Origin of the sequence: Kosakonia sp. LAM2021, from assembly GCF_016620385.1 — a bacterium.
GTDB classification, from domain to species: domain Bacteria; phylum Pseudomonadota; class Gammaproteobacteria; order Enterobacterales; family Enterobacteriaceae; genus Kosakonia; species Kosakonia sacchari.
The window spans coordinates 125,307-143,468 of the sequence record NZ_JAENHT010000008.1 but is presented as its reverse complement, the minus strand read 5'-3'; the positions used below and the strand labels follow the sequence as shown (position 1 = coordinate 143,468).

The 18,162-nt window shown below is 54.5% G+C and carries 16 protein-coding genes and 1 riboswitch; of the genes, 7 read left to right on the top strand and 9 right to left on the bottom strand.

The features are described from left to right. Positions 1 to 65 precede the first annotated feature (65 nt). Positions 66 to 836: a DedA family protein gene (locus tag JKP81_RS17200; protein ID WP_200552674.1), complete on the top strand. Its 771-nt coding sequence runs from the start codon at positions 66 to 68 to the stop codon at positions 834 to 836. Here the strand turns inward: JKP81_RS17200 and thiQ are convergent. The 4 genes from thiQ to sgrR all read right to left on the bottom strand — a co-directional run bounded on the left by thiQ (position 830) and on the right by sgrR (position 5,907). Further along, the gene (gene thiQ / locus JKP81_RS17195; RefSeq protein ID WP_045509951.1) at positions 830 to 1,531 is read right to left on the bottom strand and encodes a thiamine ABC transporter ATP-binding protein ThiQ; all 702 of its coding nucleotides are present in this window, start codon (positions 1,529 to 1,531) and stop codon (positions 830 to 832) included. The genes JKP81_RS17200 and thiQ overlap by 7 nt on opposite strands. Beyond that, positions 1,515 to 3,125, bottom strand: coding sequence for a thiamine/thiamine pyrophosphate ABC transporter permease ThiP (gene thiP, locus JKP81_RS17190; protein ID WP_200552673.1), 1,611 nt, complete (start codon positions 3,123 to 3,125; stop codon positions 1,515 to 1,517). Before thiP ends, thiQ begins: the two co-directional genes overlap by 17 nt. Then, positions 3,101 to 4,084, bottom strand: coding sequence for a thiamine ABC transporter substrate binding subunit (thiB, locus tag JKP81_RS17185; protein WP_200552672.1), 984 nt, complete (start codon positions 4,082 to 4,084; stop codon positions 3,101 to 3,103). Before thiB ends, thiP begins: the two co-directional genes overlap by 25 nt. Positions 4,085 to 4,114: 30 nt before the next feature. After that, positions 4,115 to 4,215: riboswitch (TPP riboswitch) on the bottom strand. 36 nt (positions 4,216 to 4,251) lie between these two features. After that, entirely contained in the window at positions 4,252 to 5,907 is a 1,656-nt protein-coding gene (sgrR, locus tag JKP81_RS17180) for an HTH-type transcriptional regulator SgrR (RefSeq protein WP_200552671.1), read from the bottom strand. Between the two features lie 87 nt (positions 5,908 to 5,994). Between sgrR and sgrT the strand changes: the two genes are divergently transcribed. Both sgrT and JKP81_RS17170 read left to right on the top strand, forming a co-directional pair. Beyond that, positions 5,995 to 6,147 carry a glucose uptake inhibitor SgrT gene (gene sgrT / locus JKP81_RS17175; RefSeq protein WP_200552670.1) on the top strand — a complete coding sequence of 51 codons (153 nt, stop codon included), beginning with the start codon at positions 5,995 to 5,997 and terminating at the stop codon, positions 6,145 to 6,147. 137 nt (positions 6,148 to 6,284) lie between these two features. Then, the gene (locus tag JKP81_RS17170) at positions 6,285 to 7,463 is read left to right on the top strand and encodes a sugar efflux transporter (protein ID WP_200552669.1); all 1,179 of its coding nucleotides are present in this window, start codon (positions 6,285 to 6,287) and stop codon (positions 7,461 to 7,463) included. Between the two features lie 35 nt (positions 7,464 to 7,498). On the opposite strand, the gene leuD is transcribed toward JKP81_RS17170, so the two are convergent. The 5 genes from leuD to leuL all read right to left on the bottom strand — a co-directional run bounded on the left by leuD (position 7,499) and on the right by leuL (position 12,358). Next, on the bottom strand, positions 7,499 to 8,104 hold the full coding sequence (gene leuD, locus JKP81_RS17165) for a 3-isopropylmalate dehydratase small subunit (protein ID WP_200552668.1): 606 nt from the start codon (positions 8,102 to 8,104) through the stop codon (positions 7,499 to 7,501). 11 nt (positions 8,105 to 8,115) lie between these two features. Further along, positions 8,116 to 9,513: a 3-isopropylmalate dehydratase large subunit gene (gene leuC, locus JKP81_RS17160; RefSeq protein WP_200552667.1), complete on the bottom strand. Its 1,398-nt coding sequence runs from the start codon at positions 9,511 to 9,513 to the stop codon at positions 8,116 to 8,118. 2 nt (positions 9,514 to 9,515) lie between these two features. After that, positions 9,516 to 10,607: a 3-isopropylmalate dehydrogenase gene (gene leuB, locus JKP81_RS17155; protein ID WP_020456534.1), complete on the bottom strand. Its 1,092-nt coding sequence runs from the start codon at positions 10,605 to 10,607 to the stop codon at positions 9,516 to 9,518. Continuing rightward, a complete protein-coding gene (gene leuA, locus JKP81_RS17150; protein WP_017457915.1) occupies positions 10,607 to 12,178 on the bottom strand; it encodes a 2-isopropylmalate synthase in 1,572 nt (523 codons plus the stop codon). Before leuA ends, leuB begins: the two co-directional genes overlap by 1 nt. A gap of 93 nt (positions 12,179 to 12,271) precedes the next feature. Beyond that, positions 12,272 to 12,358: a leu operon leader peptide gene (leuL, locus tag JKP81_RS23775; RefSeq protein ID WP_110093646.1), complete on the bottom strand. Its 87-nt coding sequence runs from the start codon at positions 12,356 to 12,358 to the stop codon at positions 12,272 to 12,274. A 473-nt stretch (positions 12,359 to 12,831) separates the two neighbouring features. On the opposite strand from leuL, the gene leuO reads away from it, so the two are divergent. The 4 genes from leuO to cra all read left to right on the top strand — a co-directional run bounded on the left by leuO (position 12,832) and on the right by cra (position 17,582). Next, positions 12,832 to 13,794 (top strand): transcriptional regulator LeuO, encoded by a 963-nt coding sequence (gene leuO, locus JKP81_RS17140; protein WP_200552736.1) that lies wholly within the window; start codon positions 12,832 to 12,834, stop codon positions 13,792 to 13,794. Positions 13,795 to 14,181: 387 nt separating this feature from the next. Continuing rightward, positions 14,182 to 15,906 (top strand): acetolactate synthase 3 large subunit, encoded by a 1,725-nt coding sequence (gene ilvI / locus JKP81_RS17135; RefSeq protein ID WP_200552666.1) that lies wholly within the window; start codon positions 14,182 to 14,184, stop codon positions 15,904 to 15,906. 2 nt (positions 15,907 to 15,908) lie between these two features. Further along, a complete protein-coding gene (gene ilvN / locus JKP81_RS17130) occupies positions 15,909 to 16,400 on the top strand; it encodes an acetolactate synthase small subunit (protein ID WP_007373137.1) in 492 nt (163 codons plus the stop codon). 177 nt (positions 16,401 to 16,577) lie between these two features. After that, entirely contained in the window at positions 16,578 to 17,582 is a 1,005-nt protein-coding gene (gene cra, locus JKP81_RS17125; RefSeq protein WP_017457918.1) for a catabolite repressor/activator, read from the top strand. Positions 17,583 to 18,162: the final 580 nt, after the last annotated feature.

Here is an 18,162-nt window from a genome sequence, read left to right as displayed (position 1 = left end):
TTGAAAGCTTGACGCTCGCGGATGACCTCCGGAGAATCCAGCGTTCATTCTGAACAGGACACCTTATGGAAGCGTTGCTGGAACACTTTATTACCCAATCTGCCACGTATTCGCTGGTGGCAATTATGCTGGTGGCGTTTTTTGAGTCGCTGGCGTTAGTCGGGCTGATTTTACCCGGCACGGTAATGATGGCGGCGCTTGGCGCGCTGATCGGCAGCGGTGAAGTGAACTTCTGGCATGCGTGGCTGGCAGGGATTGTCGGCTGCCTGCTCGGCGACTGGATCTCCTTCTGGCTGGGCTGGCGTTTTAAAGGGCCGCTGCACCGCTGGTCGTTTATGAAAAAAAACAAAGCGCTGCTTGATAAAACCGAACACGCGCTGCATCAGCACAGCGTATTTACCATTCTGGTTGGCCGTTTTGTCGGGCCGACACGCCCATTGATCCCGATGGTTGCCGGCATGTTGGATCTGCCCATCCGCAAGTTTTTGCCGCCGAACATTGTTGGCTGCCTGCTGTGGCCGCCGTTCTACTTCCTGCCCGGTATTCTGGCCGGTGCGGCAATTGATATTCCCGGCGATATGCAAAGCGGCAACTTCAAATGGCTTTTGCTGCTGACCGCGCTGCTGCTGTGGCTGGCCTGCTGGTTATGCTGGCGGTTATGGCGCGCGGGGAAATCCGGTGTTGACCGTTTGACAAACTACCTGCCACGTCGTCGCCTGCTTTGGCTGGCACCGGGCACGCTGGTGGTTGCTGTCGCTGCGGCGGTCGCGCTGGCGCAGCATCCGCTGATGCCGATTTACCTCAACATTTTGGGCAACGTTGTTCGCGGTCACTGACCGCGAATTCCCAGCAAACCAGACGCGGACGATTTGCCGCTAAGCAACTCGTCCGTGTTGCCATCCCACGCAATGCGCCCGTCAGCAATCACCAGCGAACGTTCGGCAATCCGCGCTGCATCCTCCACACTGTGCGACACCATCAGCAGCGTTAACCGCTGTCGCTGACATACTGACTGTACCAGCGCGAGCATCTCCTGGCGCAGCGCCGGGTCGAGTGCGGAAAAGGGTTCATCAAGCAATAACACCGGCTGCTCACGCACCAGGCAGCGCGCCAGTGCCACGCGTTGACGCTGACCACCGGAAAGCTGCTCCGGCAGGCGCGCCAGCAGTGATTCCAGCCCCATCGTTTCGGCGATCTGCTCCAGTTTATGCTGCTGGTCGCTATTTAGCTTCAGGCCCGGGTTTAACCCCAGTCCGATGTTTTGCCGCACAGTAAGATGAGTAAAGAGGTTATTTTCCTGAAACAGCATCGATACCGGGCGCTGCGAGGGTGTGGTATGCGTGTGATCTTCGCCTGCGATGGTTATCGTGCCGCTGGCGGGAGTAAGAAACCCGGCTACCAGGTTCAGCAGCGTGCTTTTCCCCGCGCCGCTTGGGCCGAGAACGGCAATCTGCTCGCCCCGGGTAACAGAGAGGGAAAAGCGCATTGGCAGATGGTGATAAAGCCAGGTGACATCAGTCAGTCTTAGCATGGTGGCCCGGAAGTTTTTCAATCACGGTGAATAAGAAAAAGCACAGCAGCAACAAGATGAGCGCGGTCACCGCGCCATCCTGGCTGCGGTACGACCCAATCTGCTGATAGAGATAAAACGGCAGCGTGCGAAAGTCGTCATTACCAAATAAGGCGACCACGCCGAAGTCGCCAATCGACAGCACGCAGGCAAACGCCAGCGCCTGGGCCAGCGGGCGTTTCAGCGCGCGTAATTCGACCACGCGCAGGCGCTGAAAACCCTGCATTCCCAGCGACTGGCACAGCATGCTATAGCGGGAAGTCAGGTCACGCATCGGGTTTTCCAGCACTTTCAGTGCATAAGGAATGGCCATCAGCGCATTGGTGAAAATGACGATGCCATTGGCGGAGGTGGGCAGGCCAACGCTGTTATTGAGCAGCAGAAAGAAGCCGGTCGCCAGCACGATCCCTGGCATGGCGAGGATCAACATGCCGCTGATTTCCAGCGCTTGCCCGGCCATGTTTTGCTGGCGCGCGCGTAACTCCCGGCTGCTCCACAACAGCATCATGGTCAGCACAACGCACAATAGCCCTGCGCCCAGTGCGATGCGCAGTGACGTCCACACCGCTTGCCACAGAACTGGCTCCGCCAGCACTTTCACCAGGCTCAGATTGAGGCCATCGACAATCACTGCCAGCAGCGGCGGCAGCAGTAATAGCAAGGCCAGCACAATCAGCGTGATATCCGCGACCTTGCTGAACAGTCGATCCTCCGGGTTGCGCCAGCCAGTAATCTGATGACTGCCCACGGCGATCGCTTTACTCATGCGCTGGCTGAGCAGCACCAGCCCGAGACAGCAGATCATCTGGATCAGCGCCAGCATTGCCGCGCGGGCGGGATCAAAATCGAAGCTGAGCGCCTGGTAGATGGCCAGTTCAATGGTGGTAGCCTGCGGCCCGCCGCCCAGCGATAGCACGGTGGCGAAACTGGCGAAGCAGAGCATAAAAATCAACGCGGCGACTGGCGGGATCTGGCGGCGTAACCACGGCCATTCGACAAAACGGAAGAATGCCCAGCCACGCATACCAAGTTGCGCGGCAAGCTGGCGCTGCTCGCCGGGGATCTGCTCCAGCGTTTGTAGCAGCAGGCGCGAGGCCATCGGCAAATTAAAAAAAACGTGCGCCAGCAGAATGCCTTGCAAGCCATACGGCGAGAATGTCCACTCTACGCCAAGCGCGTGCCAGAGCGTTGCCAGCCAGCCCTGGCGGCCATATACACTGAGAATGCCGAACACGGCGACCAGCACCGGCAGGATCAGCGTCATGGCGCACAGTCGCAGCAAGGCGAGACGGCCAGGGAAACGCCGCCGGTAGAGCGCGCGGGCAAGAAAAATCGCCGGTACGACAGAGAGCAGCGCGGAGAGAAACGCCTGCCAGAAGGAGAAACGCACCACATGCCACAGGTAACTGTCTTGTAAAAAGTCAGCCAGCCCGCTGAACGGGGCGTTTTGCCACAGCGCAAGAAACGCAGCCAGCGCCACCGCCACCATCAGTGTGGCGGCGGTGAGGCCGGGCAGCAGCCAGCCAGCAATCAGCGGCTGACGGCGCGTTGCCATGCATTAATCCAAGTTGCGCGCTGGGTCGCGACCTCCTGCGAAGAGTATTCCAGCGAAGTTTGCGGTTTAACCAGCTGGTCGAAGCCCGCGGGTAGCGTCACATTGGTGACCGGGTACATCCAGTTACCGCTCGGGATAGTGTTCTGGAACGCGGGCGAAACCATAAACTTGAGGAATTTTTCCGCCAGTTCCGGCTGTTTACTGGCTGCGGTACGGGCGGCAACTTCAACCTGCAAATAGTGACCTTCGCTGAAATTCGCCGCCGCGTAGTTGTCTTTCTTCTCTTCAATAATGTGGTAAGCCGGAGAGGTGGTGTAGCTCAGTACCAGGTCGCTTTCCCCTTTCAGGAACAAGCCGTAAGCTTCGCTCCAGCCTTTGGTGACGGTGACCGTTTTGGCCGCCAGTTTCTGCCACGCTTGCGGCGCGTTGTCGCCATAGACTTTCTGCATCCACAGCAGCAGGCCGAGGCCTGGCGTGCTGGTGCGCGGATCTTCGTAGATAACGCGCCATTTCTGATCGCTTTCGACCAGCTCTTTCAGGCTTTTTGGCGGGTTTTTCAGTTTGTTTTTATCGTAGACAAACGCAAACCAGCCGTAGTCGAACGGTACAAAAGTATCGTTCTTCCAGTCGCCAGGCACGTTAACCGCATCGGTAGCGACGCCGCTTTTAGCGAACAGTTTGGTTTGTGTCGCGGCTTCAAGCAGGTTGTTATCCAGCCCCAGCACCACGTCGGCTTTGCTGTTTTTGCCTTCCATGCGCAGGCGGTTAAGCAGCGAAACGCCATCTTCCAGCGCCACGAATTTCAGCTCGCAGTTGCAGTCGCTTTCAAAAGCTTTTTTTACCGCAGGCCCTGGCCCCCAGTCGGCAGAGAAGGAGTCGTAGGTGTAAACGGTCAGAACGGGTTTTGCAAAAACAGGCGCTGCGATCAGCAGCAGGAACGGCAGTGATTTTTTTAACACTTTGCACCTCAAAATGGGTGGCAAAGGATTTTGAGAGTCAGCCTCAAATCCCTTCGCCGGCGTTATCCGGATCAGGTTCGACGGGTATTTTCTCAGCACACGCGCATGGCGCAGCACCCCGTTGAGAACGCCGCTATTGTAATGATTTGGTAAAAAATGCGAAAGCCTTATGGATCCGGTGGCGCAAACCAGGCGGATTTAAAGTCGAACCAGCCCAGCGTGTTCATGCGCAGCCCGCGCATGGTGCGCTGTCCCTGAATCCTCAGCCAGTGGTGGATCAGCGGTACGATGGCTTTACTGGCGAGCAACTGCTGCGACCAGACGGCAAGATTCATCTCCCCGTTGCGCCATTTTGCGGCATCTGCCTGCCAGTCGAGCGGAATACAGTGCTGTAACAGTGGCACTTCGTAGAGGTTAGCGAACACCGAGAAATCCAGCGGCAGCGTGAAATTGGCGCTATTAAGCCAGATATCGCTTTCAGCTTCGCCCCGGTGCCATTCGGCGTAATCCACTTCCTGCACGATAAGCTTCACGCCGTGTTCGGCCAGCAACGTGCTCATGGTGCGTGAAAGCGCCTCGTGTTCATTGTGTTCGCGGTAGAAGGTAATGGTGAGCGTTTCCAGACCGGCCGGTTTCTCACCGCCGCCGGGGCGCGCATGGTGCCAGCGCGGCAGTAAACCGTAAGCCGGAAACCAGTAACGCTGATACTGCTCATTGGCGTGCCACAGCAGATTGGTGGGCGAGAGCACATGGCTGACCCACTCTCTGACCGCCGGATTAGCGCCGCGGCTGGATCGCGCATCAAACAGCAGATAATAACAGCCCTCCTCGAGGCGGCTTTCCACCGCTTTTTCGCCATCGGTTGGCCCCTCAAGCGTCAGGCCGCTGGTCGGTTCATCGCTCAGATCCGGCAACACCCAGACGTTGACTTCATCGATCAAGGCGCGAAAGCCGAAGTAGTCATCAAAGGCGTGGATTTTTAGCTGGTTAGTGGTATTGCGCGTCACGGCGTAAGGACCGGTACCAATCGGCTGGCTGGCGAAATTGCTCATCGTGTTCCATTCACGCGGCAAAATCATGGCGGGCACATGGCCCATCAACCACGGCAGCCAGTTATCCGGCTGGCTGAGATGAATATCCAGCGTCCAGGGTGTCGGCGAGATCACTTCGCGGATATGTGAGTAGAGCGGCAGGGCAGTGGCGCGTTCCAGCGATGCAATCACATCGCTCATTTCCAGCTCGCGGCCATGATGAAAATGAATGCCGGGGCGTAAATAAAATCGCCAGTGCAAAGGGGAAATCAGCTTCCAGTGGTGAGCGATATCCGCTTCCAGTTCCCCGTTTTCCTCATTTATACGCGTCAGCGCACTGAAGATTTGTCGCGCTATATGGGTTTCGGAACGACGCAATGCGCTACCTGGCAGCAGGTTGCGCAGCGGGCGGTAGTAAAGCACCCGCAGAATATGTCGCCCCTGGCGAAAACTGCGGCCGAGATGCGAAACCAGCATCTGGCGCACGGCCTTTTTATCGCCGACCAGTTGCACCAGTTGATCGATACGATCCTGCTCCAGCAGGTCTTCGGCGCGCTGTTGCTGGAGCGCAAGGCCGGTATAAAGGAAGGTGAGCCGCGAACGTTTGCCGCGGCCGGCTTCCGCATCCCATGTCAGCCAGCCGCGCGCCTGCATGGTGTTAAGCAAGGTGCGCATATGGCGGCGCGAACAGCTAAGCAGCTCCGCCAGCTCGTTGAGCGTGGTTTCTTGTGACTTCCCATCGCAGCATTGCCACAGACGGATGAACTGTTGTTGCAGGCGGCCGGACGACATAAAAGGGGAACTCCTGATGAAAACTCAGCAATTTATTTATCCCTATATTAAGCCAATACTTCTCTGCGATGAAAGCGAGGAGGTCATATGCTGGGATCATCCATACGACGGTTTTATCTGGACTATTTTCACGCCACGCAGGATGCGGGCTGGCTCGCCCGCCTGAGCGCACGGCAGCGCCTGAAAATGCTGGAAGAGCTGATGCAGTGGGAAGTGACAACGCCGGTCTCGAAAGACTGAATCGCCGACATCATGTGTGACTGAGTATTCAGTGCGAATGCACCCGCCAGCAAAACGTTTTTTGCTGGCTTTTTTCGTTTATGCTGACAGCCGCCTTTTACGCTTTCACTTTTTCCCGTTTTAACAAGGAAACATTCATGCTCTGGTTAATGACGATGGGGCGCCGCCTGAATGGCGTTTACGTCGCTTTTATGATCGTCGCCTTTATGATGGGAGTCGCCGGAGCGCTGCAGGCACCGACGCTCAGCCTGTTTCTGAGCCGGGAAGTGGGTGCTGAGCCGTTCTGGGTCGGGCTGTTTTATACCATCAATGCTATTGCCGGGATCGTGGTCAGCCTTGGGCTGGCAAAACGATCCGACAATCGGGGCGACAGGCGCAAATTGATCCTCTTTTGTTGCCTGATGGCGGTGGGCAATGCGCTGTTATTCGCCTTTAACCGCCACTATCTGACGCTTATCACCTGCGGTGTGCTGCTGGCGTCGCTGGCAAATACCGCCATGCCGCAGCTTTTCGCGCTGGCGCGCGAGTATGCGGACAGTTCCGCACGCGAAGTGGTGATGTTCAGTTCTGTCATGCGCGCGCAGCTCTCGCTGGCGTGGGTGATTGGCCCGCCGCTGGCGTTTATGCTGGCGCTTAATTATGGCTTTACCGCCATGTTTTCCATTGCCGCCGGGATTTTCGTTATCAGCCTGGTGCTGGTGGCGTTCTGGCTGCCTTCGGTAACGCGCATTGAACAACCCGCCGACGTGGCGGTGACGCAGGTCAGCGGCTGGAGCGATAAAAATGTACGCATGCTGTTTATTGCCTCCACGTTGATGTGGACCTGCAACACCATGTACATCATTGATATGCCGCTGTGGATTAGCCTGGAATTAGGGCTGCCCGACAAACTGGCCGGGATTTTAATGGGTACGGCGGCAGGGCTGGAGATCCCGGCGATGATCCTGGCAGGATTTTTTGTTAAACGCATTGGCAAACGGCGCATGATGGTCACTGCCGTTGCGGCGGGTGTGCTGTTCTACATTGGCTTGATTTTTTTCCACAGCCAGACGGCGTTACTTTCCCTGCAACTGTTTAATGCGGTGTTTATCGGCATTATCGCCGGGATTGGCATGTTGTGGTTTCAGGATCTGATGCCAGGGCGGGCTGGTTCGGCGACAACGCTGTTTACCAACAGTATTTCGACCGGCGTGATCCTGGCCGGGGTGATCCAGGGGGCGCTGGCGCAAAGCTATGGCCACGGTGCGGTTTATATCGGCATTGCGGTGATTTCAGTGGTGACGCTGTGGCTGACCAGCCGCGTTAAAGATGTTTAAGCGAAAAAAAGCCCGGAAACCGGGCCTTTTTTCGGTTAGCGCATAAAAGCGGGCTGTTTATTTTCGTAAGCGGCGATGGCATCGTCGTGTTGTAACGTCAGACCGATGCTGTCCAGACCGTTCAGCATGCAGTGACGGCGGAAGGCGTCAATCGAGAAGCTGTAAGACTTCCCGCCCGCTTTCACCACTTGCGCTTGCAGATCCACCTCAAAGGTAATGCCCGGATTGCTCTGCACCAGCGTAAAGAGCTCATCCACTTCTTGATCGCTCAACGTTACCGGCAGCAGTTGGTTGTTAAAGCTGTTGCCGTAGAAGATGTCGGCGAAACTCGGCGCAATCACCACCTTGAAACCGTAATCGGTTAACGCCCACGGCGCGTGTTCACGTGATGAACCGCAGCCGAAGTTTTCCCGCGCCAGCAAAATCGACGCGCCTTTGTATTGCGGGAAGTTCAGCACGAACTCCGGGTTTGGCTGTTGGCCCTTGTCATCCAGAAAACGCCAGTCGTTAAACAGATGAGCGCCAAAACCGGTGCGCGTAACCTTCTGCAAAAACTGCTTCGGGATAATGGCGTCGGTATCCACATTCGCGGCATCCAGCGGAACCACCAGGCCGGTATGTTGGGTAAATTTCTCTGCCATGGTTGTTCTCCTTACAAGCTGCGAATATCAGCGAAATGGCCGGTCACGGCGGCGGCAGCGGCCATCGCCGGGCTGACCAGATGCGTGCGCCCGCCGCGGCCCTGGCGGCCTTCAAAGTTACGGTTACTGGTTGATGCGCAACGTTCACCCGGATTCAGGCGATCGTTATTCATGGCCAGGCACATGGAGCAGCCCGGCAAGCGCCACTCAAAACCGGCTTCAATAAAAATCTTGTCCAGACCTTCGGCTTCCGCCTGCGCTTTCACCGGACCGGAGCCGGGCACAACCAGCGCCTGTACGCCCGGCGCGACTTTGCGCCCTTTGGCGATTTCCGCCGCTGCACGCAAATCTTCAATGCGCGAGTTGGTGCATGAGCCGATAAAGACTTTGTCGATAGCCACTTCCGTTAACGGTACACCGGGTTTCAGCCCCATGTAGGCCAGCGCTTTTTCTGCGGACGCGCGCTCAACCGGATCGGCGAACGAGGCCGGATCGGGAATGATATCGGTCACTGAAATAACCTGGCCTGGATTGGTGCCCCAGGTCACCTGCGGGGCGATCTCTTCGGCCTGCAACGTAACTACGGTGTCGAAAACTGCACCTTCGTCGGTATGCAGGGTTTTCCACCAGGCGACCGCATCATCGAAGTCTTTGCCCTTCGGCGCATGCAAACGGCCCTGCACGTAGTTAAAGGTGGTTTCATCCGGGGCGACCAGGCCGGCTTTGGCGCCCATCTCAATCGCCATATTGCACAGCGTCATCCGGCCTTCCATGCTCAGCGCACGGATAGCGTCACCGCAGAACTCAACCACGTGCCCGGTGCCGCCGGCGCTGCCGGTTTTACCAATGATCGCCAGCACGATATCTTTCGCGGTGATCCCAGGTGCGGCCGTACCTTTGACTTCGATCTTCATGGTTTTGGCGCGACCCTGCTTCAGGGTTTGCGTCGCCAGAACGTGTTCCACTTCCGATGTACCGATACCGAAAGCCAGCGCGCCAAATGCGCCGTGGGTGGCGGTGTGGGAATCGCCGCAAACGATGGTCATACCGGGCAGGGTGATGCCCTGTTCCGGCCCCATCACGTGGACAATGCCCTGATATGGGTGGTTCAGGTCGTACAACTCAACGCCGAATTCGTTGCAGTTTTTGATCAACTCCTGCATCTGAATGCGCGCCATCTCGCCGGAAGCGTTGATATCTTTGGTTTGCGTCGAGACGTTGTGATCCATCGTCGCGAAGGTTTTACCCGGCTGGCGCACCGGACGGTGGTGCGCGCGCAGCCCATCGAACGCCTGCGGTGATGTCACTTCATGCACCAGGTGGCGATCGATATACAACAGTGGGGTTTCGTTCGGCGCTTCATAGACCACGTGGGCGTCAAACAACTTTTCGTACAAACTCTTAGCCATGATTACACCCCTTCAGCGACATAACGAGCGATGATGTCGCCCATCTCATCGGTACTGACAGCGGCGGCGCCACGGGCTAAGTCGCCGGTGCGCACACCTTCTTCTAATGCACGATTGATAGCACCTTCGATGGCATCCGCCGCGTCGCCTGCATTCAGGCTGTAACGCAGCAGCAGCGCCAGCGACAGGATCTGCGCAATCGGGTTGGCGATATTTTTCCCGGCGATATCCGGTGCGGAGCCGCCTGCCGGTTCATACAGACCAAAACCTTGTTCATTCAGGCTGGCGGAAGGCAGCATGCCCATCGAACCGGTGATCATGGCGCACTCGTCGGAAAGAATGTCGCCGAACAGGTTGGAGCACAGCAGCACGTCAAACTGGGACGGATCTTTAATCAGCTGCATGGTGGCGTTGTCGATGTACATATGCGCCAGTTCAACGTCCGGGTATTCCCCCGCGATTTCATTGACGATTTCGCGCCACAGCAGCGAGGTTTGCAACACGTTGGCTTTATCAATCGAGTGCACTTTTTTGCGGCGTTTACGCGCTGATTCAAAGGCGATACGCGCAATGCGCTCGATTTCAAAACGGTGATAGATCTCGGTATCAAACGCTTTTTCATGCTGACCGCTGCCTTCGCGACCTTTCGGTTGACCGAAGTAGATACCACCGGTCAGTTCACGCACGCACAGAATGTCGAAGCCGTTGGCGGCGATGTCTTCGCGCAGCGGACAGAATGCTTCCAGCCCCTGATACAGTTTTGCCGGGCGCAAATTGCTGAATAATTTGAAGTGTTTACGCAGCGGCAGCAGCGCGCCGCGCTCCGGCTGTTGCGCCGGAGGCAGGTTTTCCCATTTCGGCCCGCCGACAGAGCCGAACAGAATCGCATCGGCTTGTTCGCAGCCTTCAACCGTGGCCTGTGGCAGCGGGTTACCATGACGATCGATGGCAATGCCGCCGACATCATAATGGCTGGTGGAAATACGCATACCAAAACGGTTACGCACGGCTTCCAGTACTTTCAGCGCTTGTGCCATCACTTCCGGACCGATACCGTCGCCCGGCAACACAGCAATATGGTAATTCTTCGACATCACACGGTTTCCTTGTTGTTTTCTTTGTTCTGAGCCTGGCGTTGCAACTCTTTTTCGACTTCAGCGGCGCGCCAGATATTGTTCAGCACATGCACCATGGCTTTGGCGGAAGACTCCACAATATCGGTCGCCAGACCGACGCCGTGGAAGCGGCGACCGTTGTAGTTGACCACGATATCAACCTGACCCAGCGCGTCTTTGCCCTGGCCTTTGGCGCTCAAATCGTATTTCACCAGTTCGATATCATAGGCCGTCACACGGTTAATGGCCTGGTAGACCGCATCGACCGGGCCGTTGCCGTTGGCGGCTTCGGCTTTGATCTCTTCGCCACACGCCAGCTTCACGGACGCGGTGGCAATATCGTTGGAGCCGGACTGCACGCTGAAGTAATCCAGGCGGAAATGTTCTGGCTCTTCCTGCTGTTTATTGATGAATGCCAGCGCTTCCAGATCGTAATCAAAGACCTGGCCTTTTTTATCCGCCAGCTTCAGGAAGGCGTCGTACAGGTTATCCAGGTTGTAGTCGGCTTCTTTATAGCCCATCTCTTCCATGCGGTGTTTCACTGCCGCGCGACCGGAGCGGGAGGTCAGGTTCAACTGAACCTGGTTCAGGCCGATGGATTCCGGGGTCATGATTTCGTAGTTTTCGCGGTTTTTCAGCACGCCATCCTGGTGAATACCGGAGGAGTGGGCGAATGCGCCGGTGCCAACAATCGCTTTGTTCGCCGGGATCGGCATATTGCAAATCTGGCTGACGGTCTGACTGGTGCGCCAGATTTCATGGTGATTGATTTGGGTGTGCACGTTCATGATGTCTTTGCGCACTTTGATCGCCATGATCACCTCTTCCAGCGAGCAGTTACCGGCACGTTCGCCGATACCGTTCATTGCGCCTTCTACCTGGCGCGCGCCGGCATGGACTGCGGCGATGGCGTTGCCCACAGCTAAGCCTAAATCGTCATGGGTGTGAACAGAGATAATCGCTTTATCGATATTTGGCACACGTTCGTACAGACCGGAGATGATATTGGCGAACTCGAACGGCATGGTGTAGCCGACGGTGTCCGGTATGTTGATGGTTTTCGCACCGGCATTGATAGCGGCTTCAACGACGCGCGCCAGATCGGCAATCGGGGTGCGGCCTGCATCTTCACAGGAAAATTCCACGTCGTCGGTATAGTTACGGGCGCGTTTAACCATATAGATTGCACGTTCGATCACTTCATCCAGCGTGCTGCGCAGCTTAGTGGCGATATGCATCGGCGAGGTGGCGATGAAGGTGTGGATACGAAACGCTTCGGCAACTTTTAAGGATTCCGCAGCAACGTCGATATCTTTTTCGACGCAGCGGGCGAGGGCGCAAACGCGGCTGTTTTTCACCTGGCGCGCAATGGTTTGTACGGATTCAAAATCGCCCGGGGAAGAGACCGGAAAACCCACTTCCATCACATCGACGCCCATACGCTCCAGCGCCAGGGCGATTTGCAGCTTCTCTTTTACGCTCAGGCTCGCCTGTAACGCCTGTTCACCATCACGTAATGTGGTATCGAAAATAACGACTTGCTGGCTCATGGTTTAGGTCCTTTGTCTCTTAGGTCGCCTCGCTACGAGCATAAAAAAACCCGCGCCAAGGCGCGGGTTCTTAGTCTTAACTGGAAGGACGATTCAACTCAGAATGTCGCCCACCGGTCTACCGCGCACGAGAGATGCGTTTAGTAGTAGTAGACCAGCGAAACCGACGTTGCGAATCATGAATCATGCTCCAGGTGAATGCGATATGCTTTTAGTGGTACTGGATACGTAAGTTAATGTCAACCCCTCGCCTGAAAAGCGCGTCTGAAGAGCGCTGATTATTTTGTTGCGCTTTAGTTAATAATTCTGCCTGTGTAACGGAAATGCGTTTTTCCTGCTTACGAATGGCCGTTTGTAACAGGTGTAATGCATTATTTAACGTCTTGCGTAAAAGCGAAGTGAATCGTCGATTGAGTTGTTAAGGAAAACAGCGATAGAGATATATTTTTATTGAGATTACAGAATGTTTGCCAGCGTAAAAATATATGAAGAGTTCCATTGATTTAAGATGAAATAGTAAATTTCATTCGCCATGAAAATAAAACAGGAGCTTTATATATTCCTAATTTGTCAAACCGTACTTCTAATAATGCTATATGCGTGATAAATCATCTTCCTGAATATTATTATTACGCAGGTCGAGGGAGCTCATGATGACGACGGATTGCAAAATACCTGGTGAAGACGTTTATAATCAGCACATTAATGAAGAGGGGAAACCGCAGTTACGTTCTGTCGATCTCAATTTACTGACTGTTTTTGATGCAGTAATGCAGGAGCAAAATATCACCCGCGCGGCACATGCTCTGGGAATGTCCCAGCCCGCAGTGAGTAATGCTGTTGCGCGTCTTAAGGTTATGTTTAATGACGAACTTTTTGTTCGCTATGGTCGTGGGATCCAGCCAACCGCACGCTCATATCAACTTTTTGGTTCTATCCGCCAGGCACTGCAACTGGTGCAAAATGAACTGCCCGGCTCCGGATTCGATCCGCTTAGTAGTGAACGCGTATTTAATCTTTGTGTTTGTAGCCCGCTGGATAATCTTTTAACGTCAGCAATTTACAACAGCGTGGAGAAAATCGCCCCCGGTATTAATTTGGTGTTTAAATCCGATCTTAATCACAGCACCGAGCACCAGTTGCGTTATCAGGAAATTGAGTTTGTGATTGGTTACGAAGAGTTTCGCCGACCAGAATTTACATGTATCCCGCTATTTAATGATGAAATGGTGCTGGTCGTCAGCCATCAGCATCCCCGCCTTAATACGCTCACCACAGAAAACGCCGTCTTCAGAGAACAGCATGCTGTGGTTTCGCTGGACCGATATGCGTCATTTAGCCAGCCATGGTATGACAGCGTAGATAAACGCAGTTGTATCGCTTACCAGGGGATGGCGCTAACCAGCGTATTAAGCGTGGTCTCGCAAACACATCTGGTAGCGATTGCACCGCGCTGGTTAGTGAAGACGTTTGCAGAAGGGCTGGATTTAGAGATGCTGCCGCTACCGTTAGATCTCAAGAGTCGAACATGTTATCTCTCCTGGCACGAAGCCGCGGGCAGAGATAAGGGCCATCAATGGATGGAAGAGCTTCTGGTGTCGGTATGTAGCCATTAACCATAGGGCAGAATCATCCAGCGGTGAAAATGCCTGGTTATTCTGCTCTCTTTTTTTCTGGCAGTATTTTGTCCTGATTTACGTCTGTCGCAATGACAGACGATGTTGCAAAAATGGATCAATTACTGGACAACTTCGTATTCGGATGATGAATGGTCATCGTCTTTGCTTATCATAGATGTTTCCACCAATTCTCAGTTTTTGACGTCGTTTTTTCACTTTTACGCAGGGTTCGCCGTCAGGCCTTGCTAATTGCCTGCCAGATTTTGAGCGGTTATGGTAACTGCCATTCATAATCAGAGTGCAGGGATTTCCTGTTCTGAACAGAGCGACAGCGCGGAAATGATTTTCGCCGTCAGTCGACAAACGTAAGCCTGGAGGCAAAGCATGGAGATGTTGTCTGGAGCCGAGATGGTCGTCCGATCGCTTATCGATCAAGGCGTAAAGAAAGTATTCGGCTATCCCGGAGGCGCGGTTCTTGATATCTACGATGCCCTGCATACCGTCGGCGGTATTGAACACGTGCTGGTTCGCCACGAACAGGCGGCAGTACATATGGCCGATGGTCTGGCACGCGCGACGGGTGAAGTGGGCGTGGTGCTGGTAACTTCGGGCCCCGGCGCGACCAACGCCATCACCGGCATCGCCACGGCATATATGGATTCTATTCCGCTGGTGGTGCTCTCCGGTCAGGTTGCAACGTCTTTGATTGGCTATGATGCTTTCCAGGAGTGCGACATGGTGGGGATCTCCCGCCCGGTGGTTAAGCACAGTTTTTTAGTCAAGCAAACGGAAGATATTCCCGGTGTATTAAAGAAAGCGTTCTGGCTTGCCGCCAGCGGTCGTCCTGGACCGGTAGTGGTGGATTTGCCGAAAGACATTATGAACCCGGCCAATAAGCTGCCTTACGTCTGGCCGGAATCCGTCAGCATGCGTTCCTATAACCCGACAACTCAGGGACATAAAGGGCAGATTAAGCGCGCATTACAAACGCTGGCGGCGGCGAAAAAGCCGGTGGTCTATGTTGGCGGTGGCGCGATCAATTCTGCCTGCGAAGCACAGCTACGCCAGCTTGCTGAAAAACTGAATTTACCGGTGGTCTCTTCATTGATGGGGCTGGGGGCATTTCCTGCTTCTCACCGACAGGCGCTCGGCATGCTGGGTATGCACGGGACTTACGAAGCCAATATGACGATGCACCATTCAGACGTCATCTTTGCTGTTGGCGTGCGTTTTGACGATCGCACCACTAACAATCTGGCGAAATATTGCCCGGATGCGACGGTGCTGCATATCGATATTGATCCTACGTCCATTTCCAAAACCGTGCAGGCAGATATCCCGATTGTGGGTGATGCGCGGCTGGTGCTGGAACAGATGCTGGAATTGCTGGAGCAGGAAGCGTATCCGCAGCCGTTAGATGAGATGCGCGACTGGTGGCTGCGTATCGATCAATGGCGCGCCCGCCAGTGCCTGAAATACGATACCCAAAGTGAGAGCATTAAACCGCAGGCGGTGATTGAAGCGGCCTGGCGCCTGACGAAAGGCGAGGCTTATGTGACATCTGATGTCGGTCAACACCAGATGTTCGCTGCGCTCTACTACCGTTTTGATAAGCCGCGCCGCTGGATCAACTCCGGGGGGCTCGGCACGATGGGATTCGGTTTGCCTGCTGCGCTCGGCGTGAAGATGGCGTTGCCGGATGAGACGGTGATTTGCGTGACCGGCGACGGCAGTATCCAGATGAATATTCAGGAGCTTTCTACCGCATTACAGTATGAATTGCCGGTGCTGGTGCTCAATCTGAACAACCGTTACCTGGGCATGGTCAAGCAGTGGCAGGACATGATTTATTCTGGTCGCCATTCGCAATCGTATATGGAATCGTTGCCTGATTTCGCCCGCCTGGCAGAAGCTTATGGGCACGTTGGGATCCGCATTTCGCGCCCGGATGAGCTGGAAGCGAAGCTCGCTGAAGCACTGGAGCAGGTGAAGAACAATCGCCTGGTGTTTGTTGACGTTACCGTTGACGGTAGTGAACACGTTTATCCGATGCAGATCCGCGGTGGCGGTATGGATGAGATGTGGTTAAGCAAAACGGAGAGAACCTGATTATGCGCCGGATATTGTCTGTATTACTGGAAAATGAATCGGGCGCGTTATCGCGCGTGATTGGGCTGTTCTCTCAGCGTGGTTACAACATTGAAAGCCTGACGGTTGCACCAACCGATGATCCGACGTTATCAAGAATGACGATCCAGACCGTTGGCGATCAGAAAGTGCTTGAGCAGATCGAAAAGCAACTGCACAAACTGGTCGATGTTTTGCGCGTTAATGAATTGGGACAAGGCGCGTATGTTGAGCGCGAGATTATGCTGGTGAAGATCCAGGCCAGCGGTTACGGGCGTGAAGAGGTGAAACGCAACGCGGAAATTTTCCGTGGACAAATCATTGACGTCACCCCGTCTATTTATACGGTTCAGCTTGCCGGGACCAGCGACAAACTGGATGCGTTTCTGGCGACGATCCGCGATGTCGCAAAAATCGTTGAAGTCGCGCGGTCTGGCGTGGTGGGGTTATCTCGCGGCGACAAAATCATGCGTTGATCGTGATCGTTCTCTCCATTTATCCGCCCGGCCTCTTACGCCGGGCTTTTTTTTGCGAAATCATACGGAACCCGATACGAAAGCGGTTGCCGCAGTGAGTATTCTGCGCTTAGATGTTATGGAAATTAGCCTATATCCCTAAAAAGGTTATGGAGTGCATTATTTTAAGGGGCAATTGTGAAACTGGATGAAATCGCCCGGCTAGCCGGCGTCTCACGAACCACGGCCAGCTACGTCATAAATGGTAAGGCGAAGCAGTATCGTGTCAGCGACAAAACCGTCGAGAAAGTGATGGCGGTTGTTCGTGAGCATAACTACCACCCGAACGCGGTGGCGGCTGGGCTGCGAGCAGGACGAACTCGCTCGATTGGGTTGGTTATTCCCGATCTTGAAAACACGAGCTACACGCGTATTGCCAACTATCTGGAGCGTCAGGCGCGTCAGCGCGGCTATCAGCTTCTGATTGCCTGCTCTGAAGATCAGCCTGACAACGAAATGCGTTGCATTGAACATTTGCTGCAACGGCAAGTGGACGCGATCATCGTGTCTACTTCGTTGCCGCCGGAGCATCCGTTCTACCAACGGTGGGCGAATGACTCCTTCCCGATCGTCGCACTCGACCGCGCGCTGGATCGTGAACACTTCACCAGCGTCGTCGGTGCCGATCAGGATGATTCGGAAATGTTGGCGGAAGAGCTGCGTAAATTCCCGGCGGAGCGTGTGCTTTACCTTGGCGCTTTACCAGAGCTGTCGGTGAGCTTTCTGCGTGAGCAAGGCTTTCGCACCGCGTGGAAAGACGATCCGCGTGAGGTTCAGTATCTCTACGCCAACAGTTATGAGCGGGAAGCCGCTGCGCAGCTGTTTGAAAAATGGCTGGAAACTAACCCGATGCCGCAAGCGATGTTTATCACCTCGTTTGCCTTATTACAGGGTGTGCTGGATGTGACGCTGCGTCGCGATGGCAAGCTGCCATCTGATTTGGCGATTGCCACGTTCGGCGATCATGAATTGCTGGATTTCCTGCAATGCCCGGTGCTCGCGGTGGCCCAGCGTCATCGCGATGTGGCGGAACGCGTTCTGGAGATCGTGCTGGCAAGTCTTGACGAGCCACGTAAACCGAAAGCGGGGCTTAGCCGCATTCGCCGTAATCTCTACCGTCGCGGCATACTTAGCCGGGTATAGTTTCGGGTGAAAGGCAGCGAGCGCTGCCTTTTTACTATTCACCGCTTACCTTTAATCAAATTATTGTTGAGACTCTCCTAAGATAAATCCTTAATTTCCCAATGGCTGCTGTTAATTTATTTTGCCCATTTCTTAAAAAAGATTTTTAAAGAGTAATTGAGAAGTAACTTATCCCGATTTTTGTATTGAATTGTTACATCAAAAAAAGACCACATGCATTGAATTAACGTTCATTTATCGCGTTGAGATTTTATCACTGTGGAAGTGCCGCCGCGCTATGTGCGCGTTGATGTAACTGGTGCTGTTAACTCTGTTCAATATGTCTTAAAATGCCGCCCGCGTCGCAAACTGACACTTTATATTTCGCGCGCAGAAATTGAATGGTTTTAAACGCGTGGGCGCATATTCTGTTTTTTTTCTTGCAAATATTCATGACGTTAATTTGCCTCGTAAGCTGAGCACTATTTCACCGACGCAGATATTCACTGCGAATAAGGGATCTTTTGTTCTGGTTAGCCATTGCGCTGGCTTGACAAGCTTTTCCTCCGCTCCGTAAACTCCCTCAGTGGGGATTTGTGGG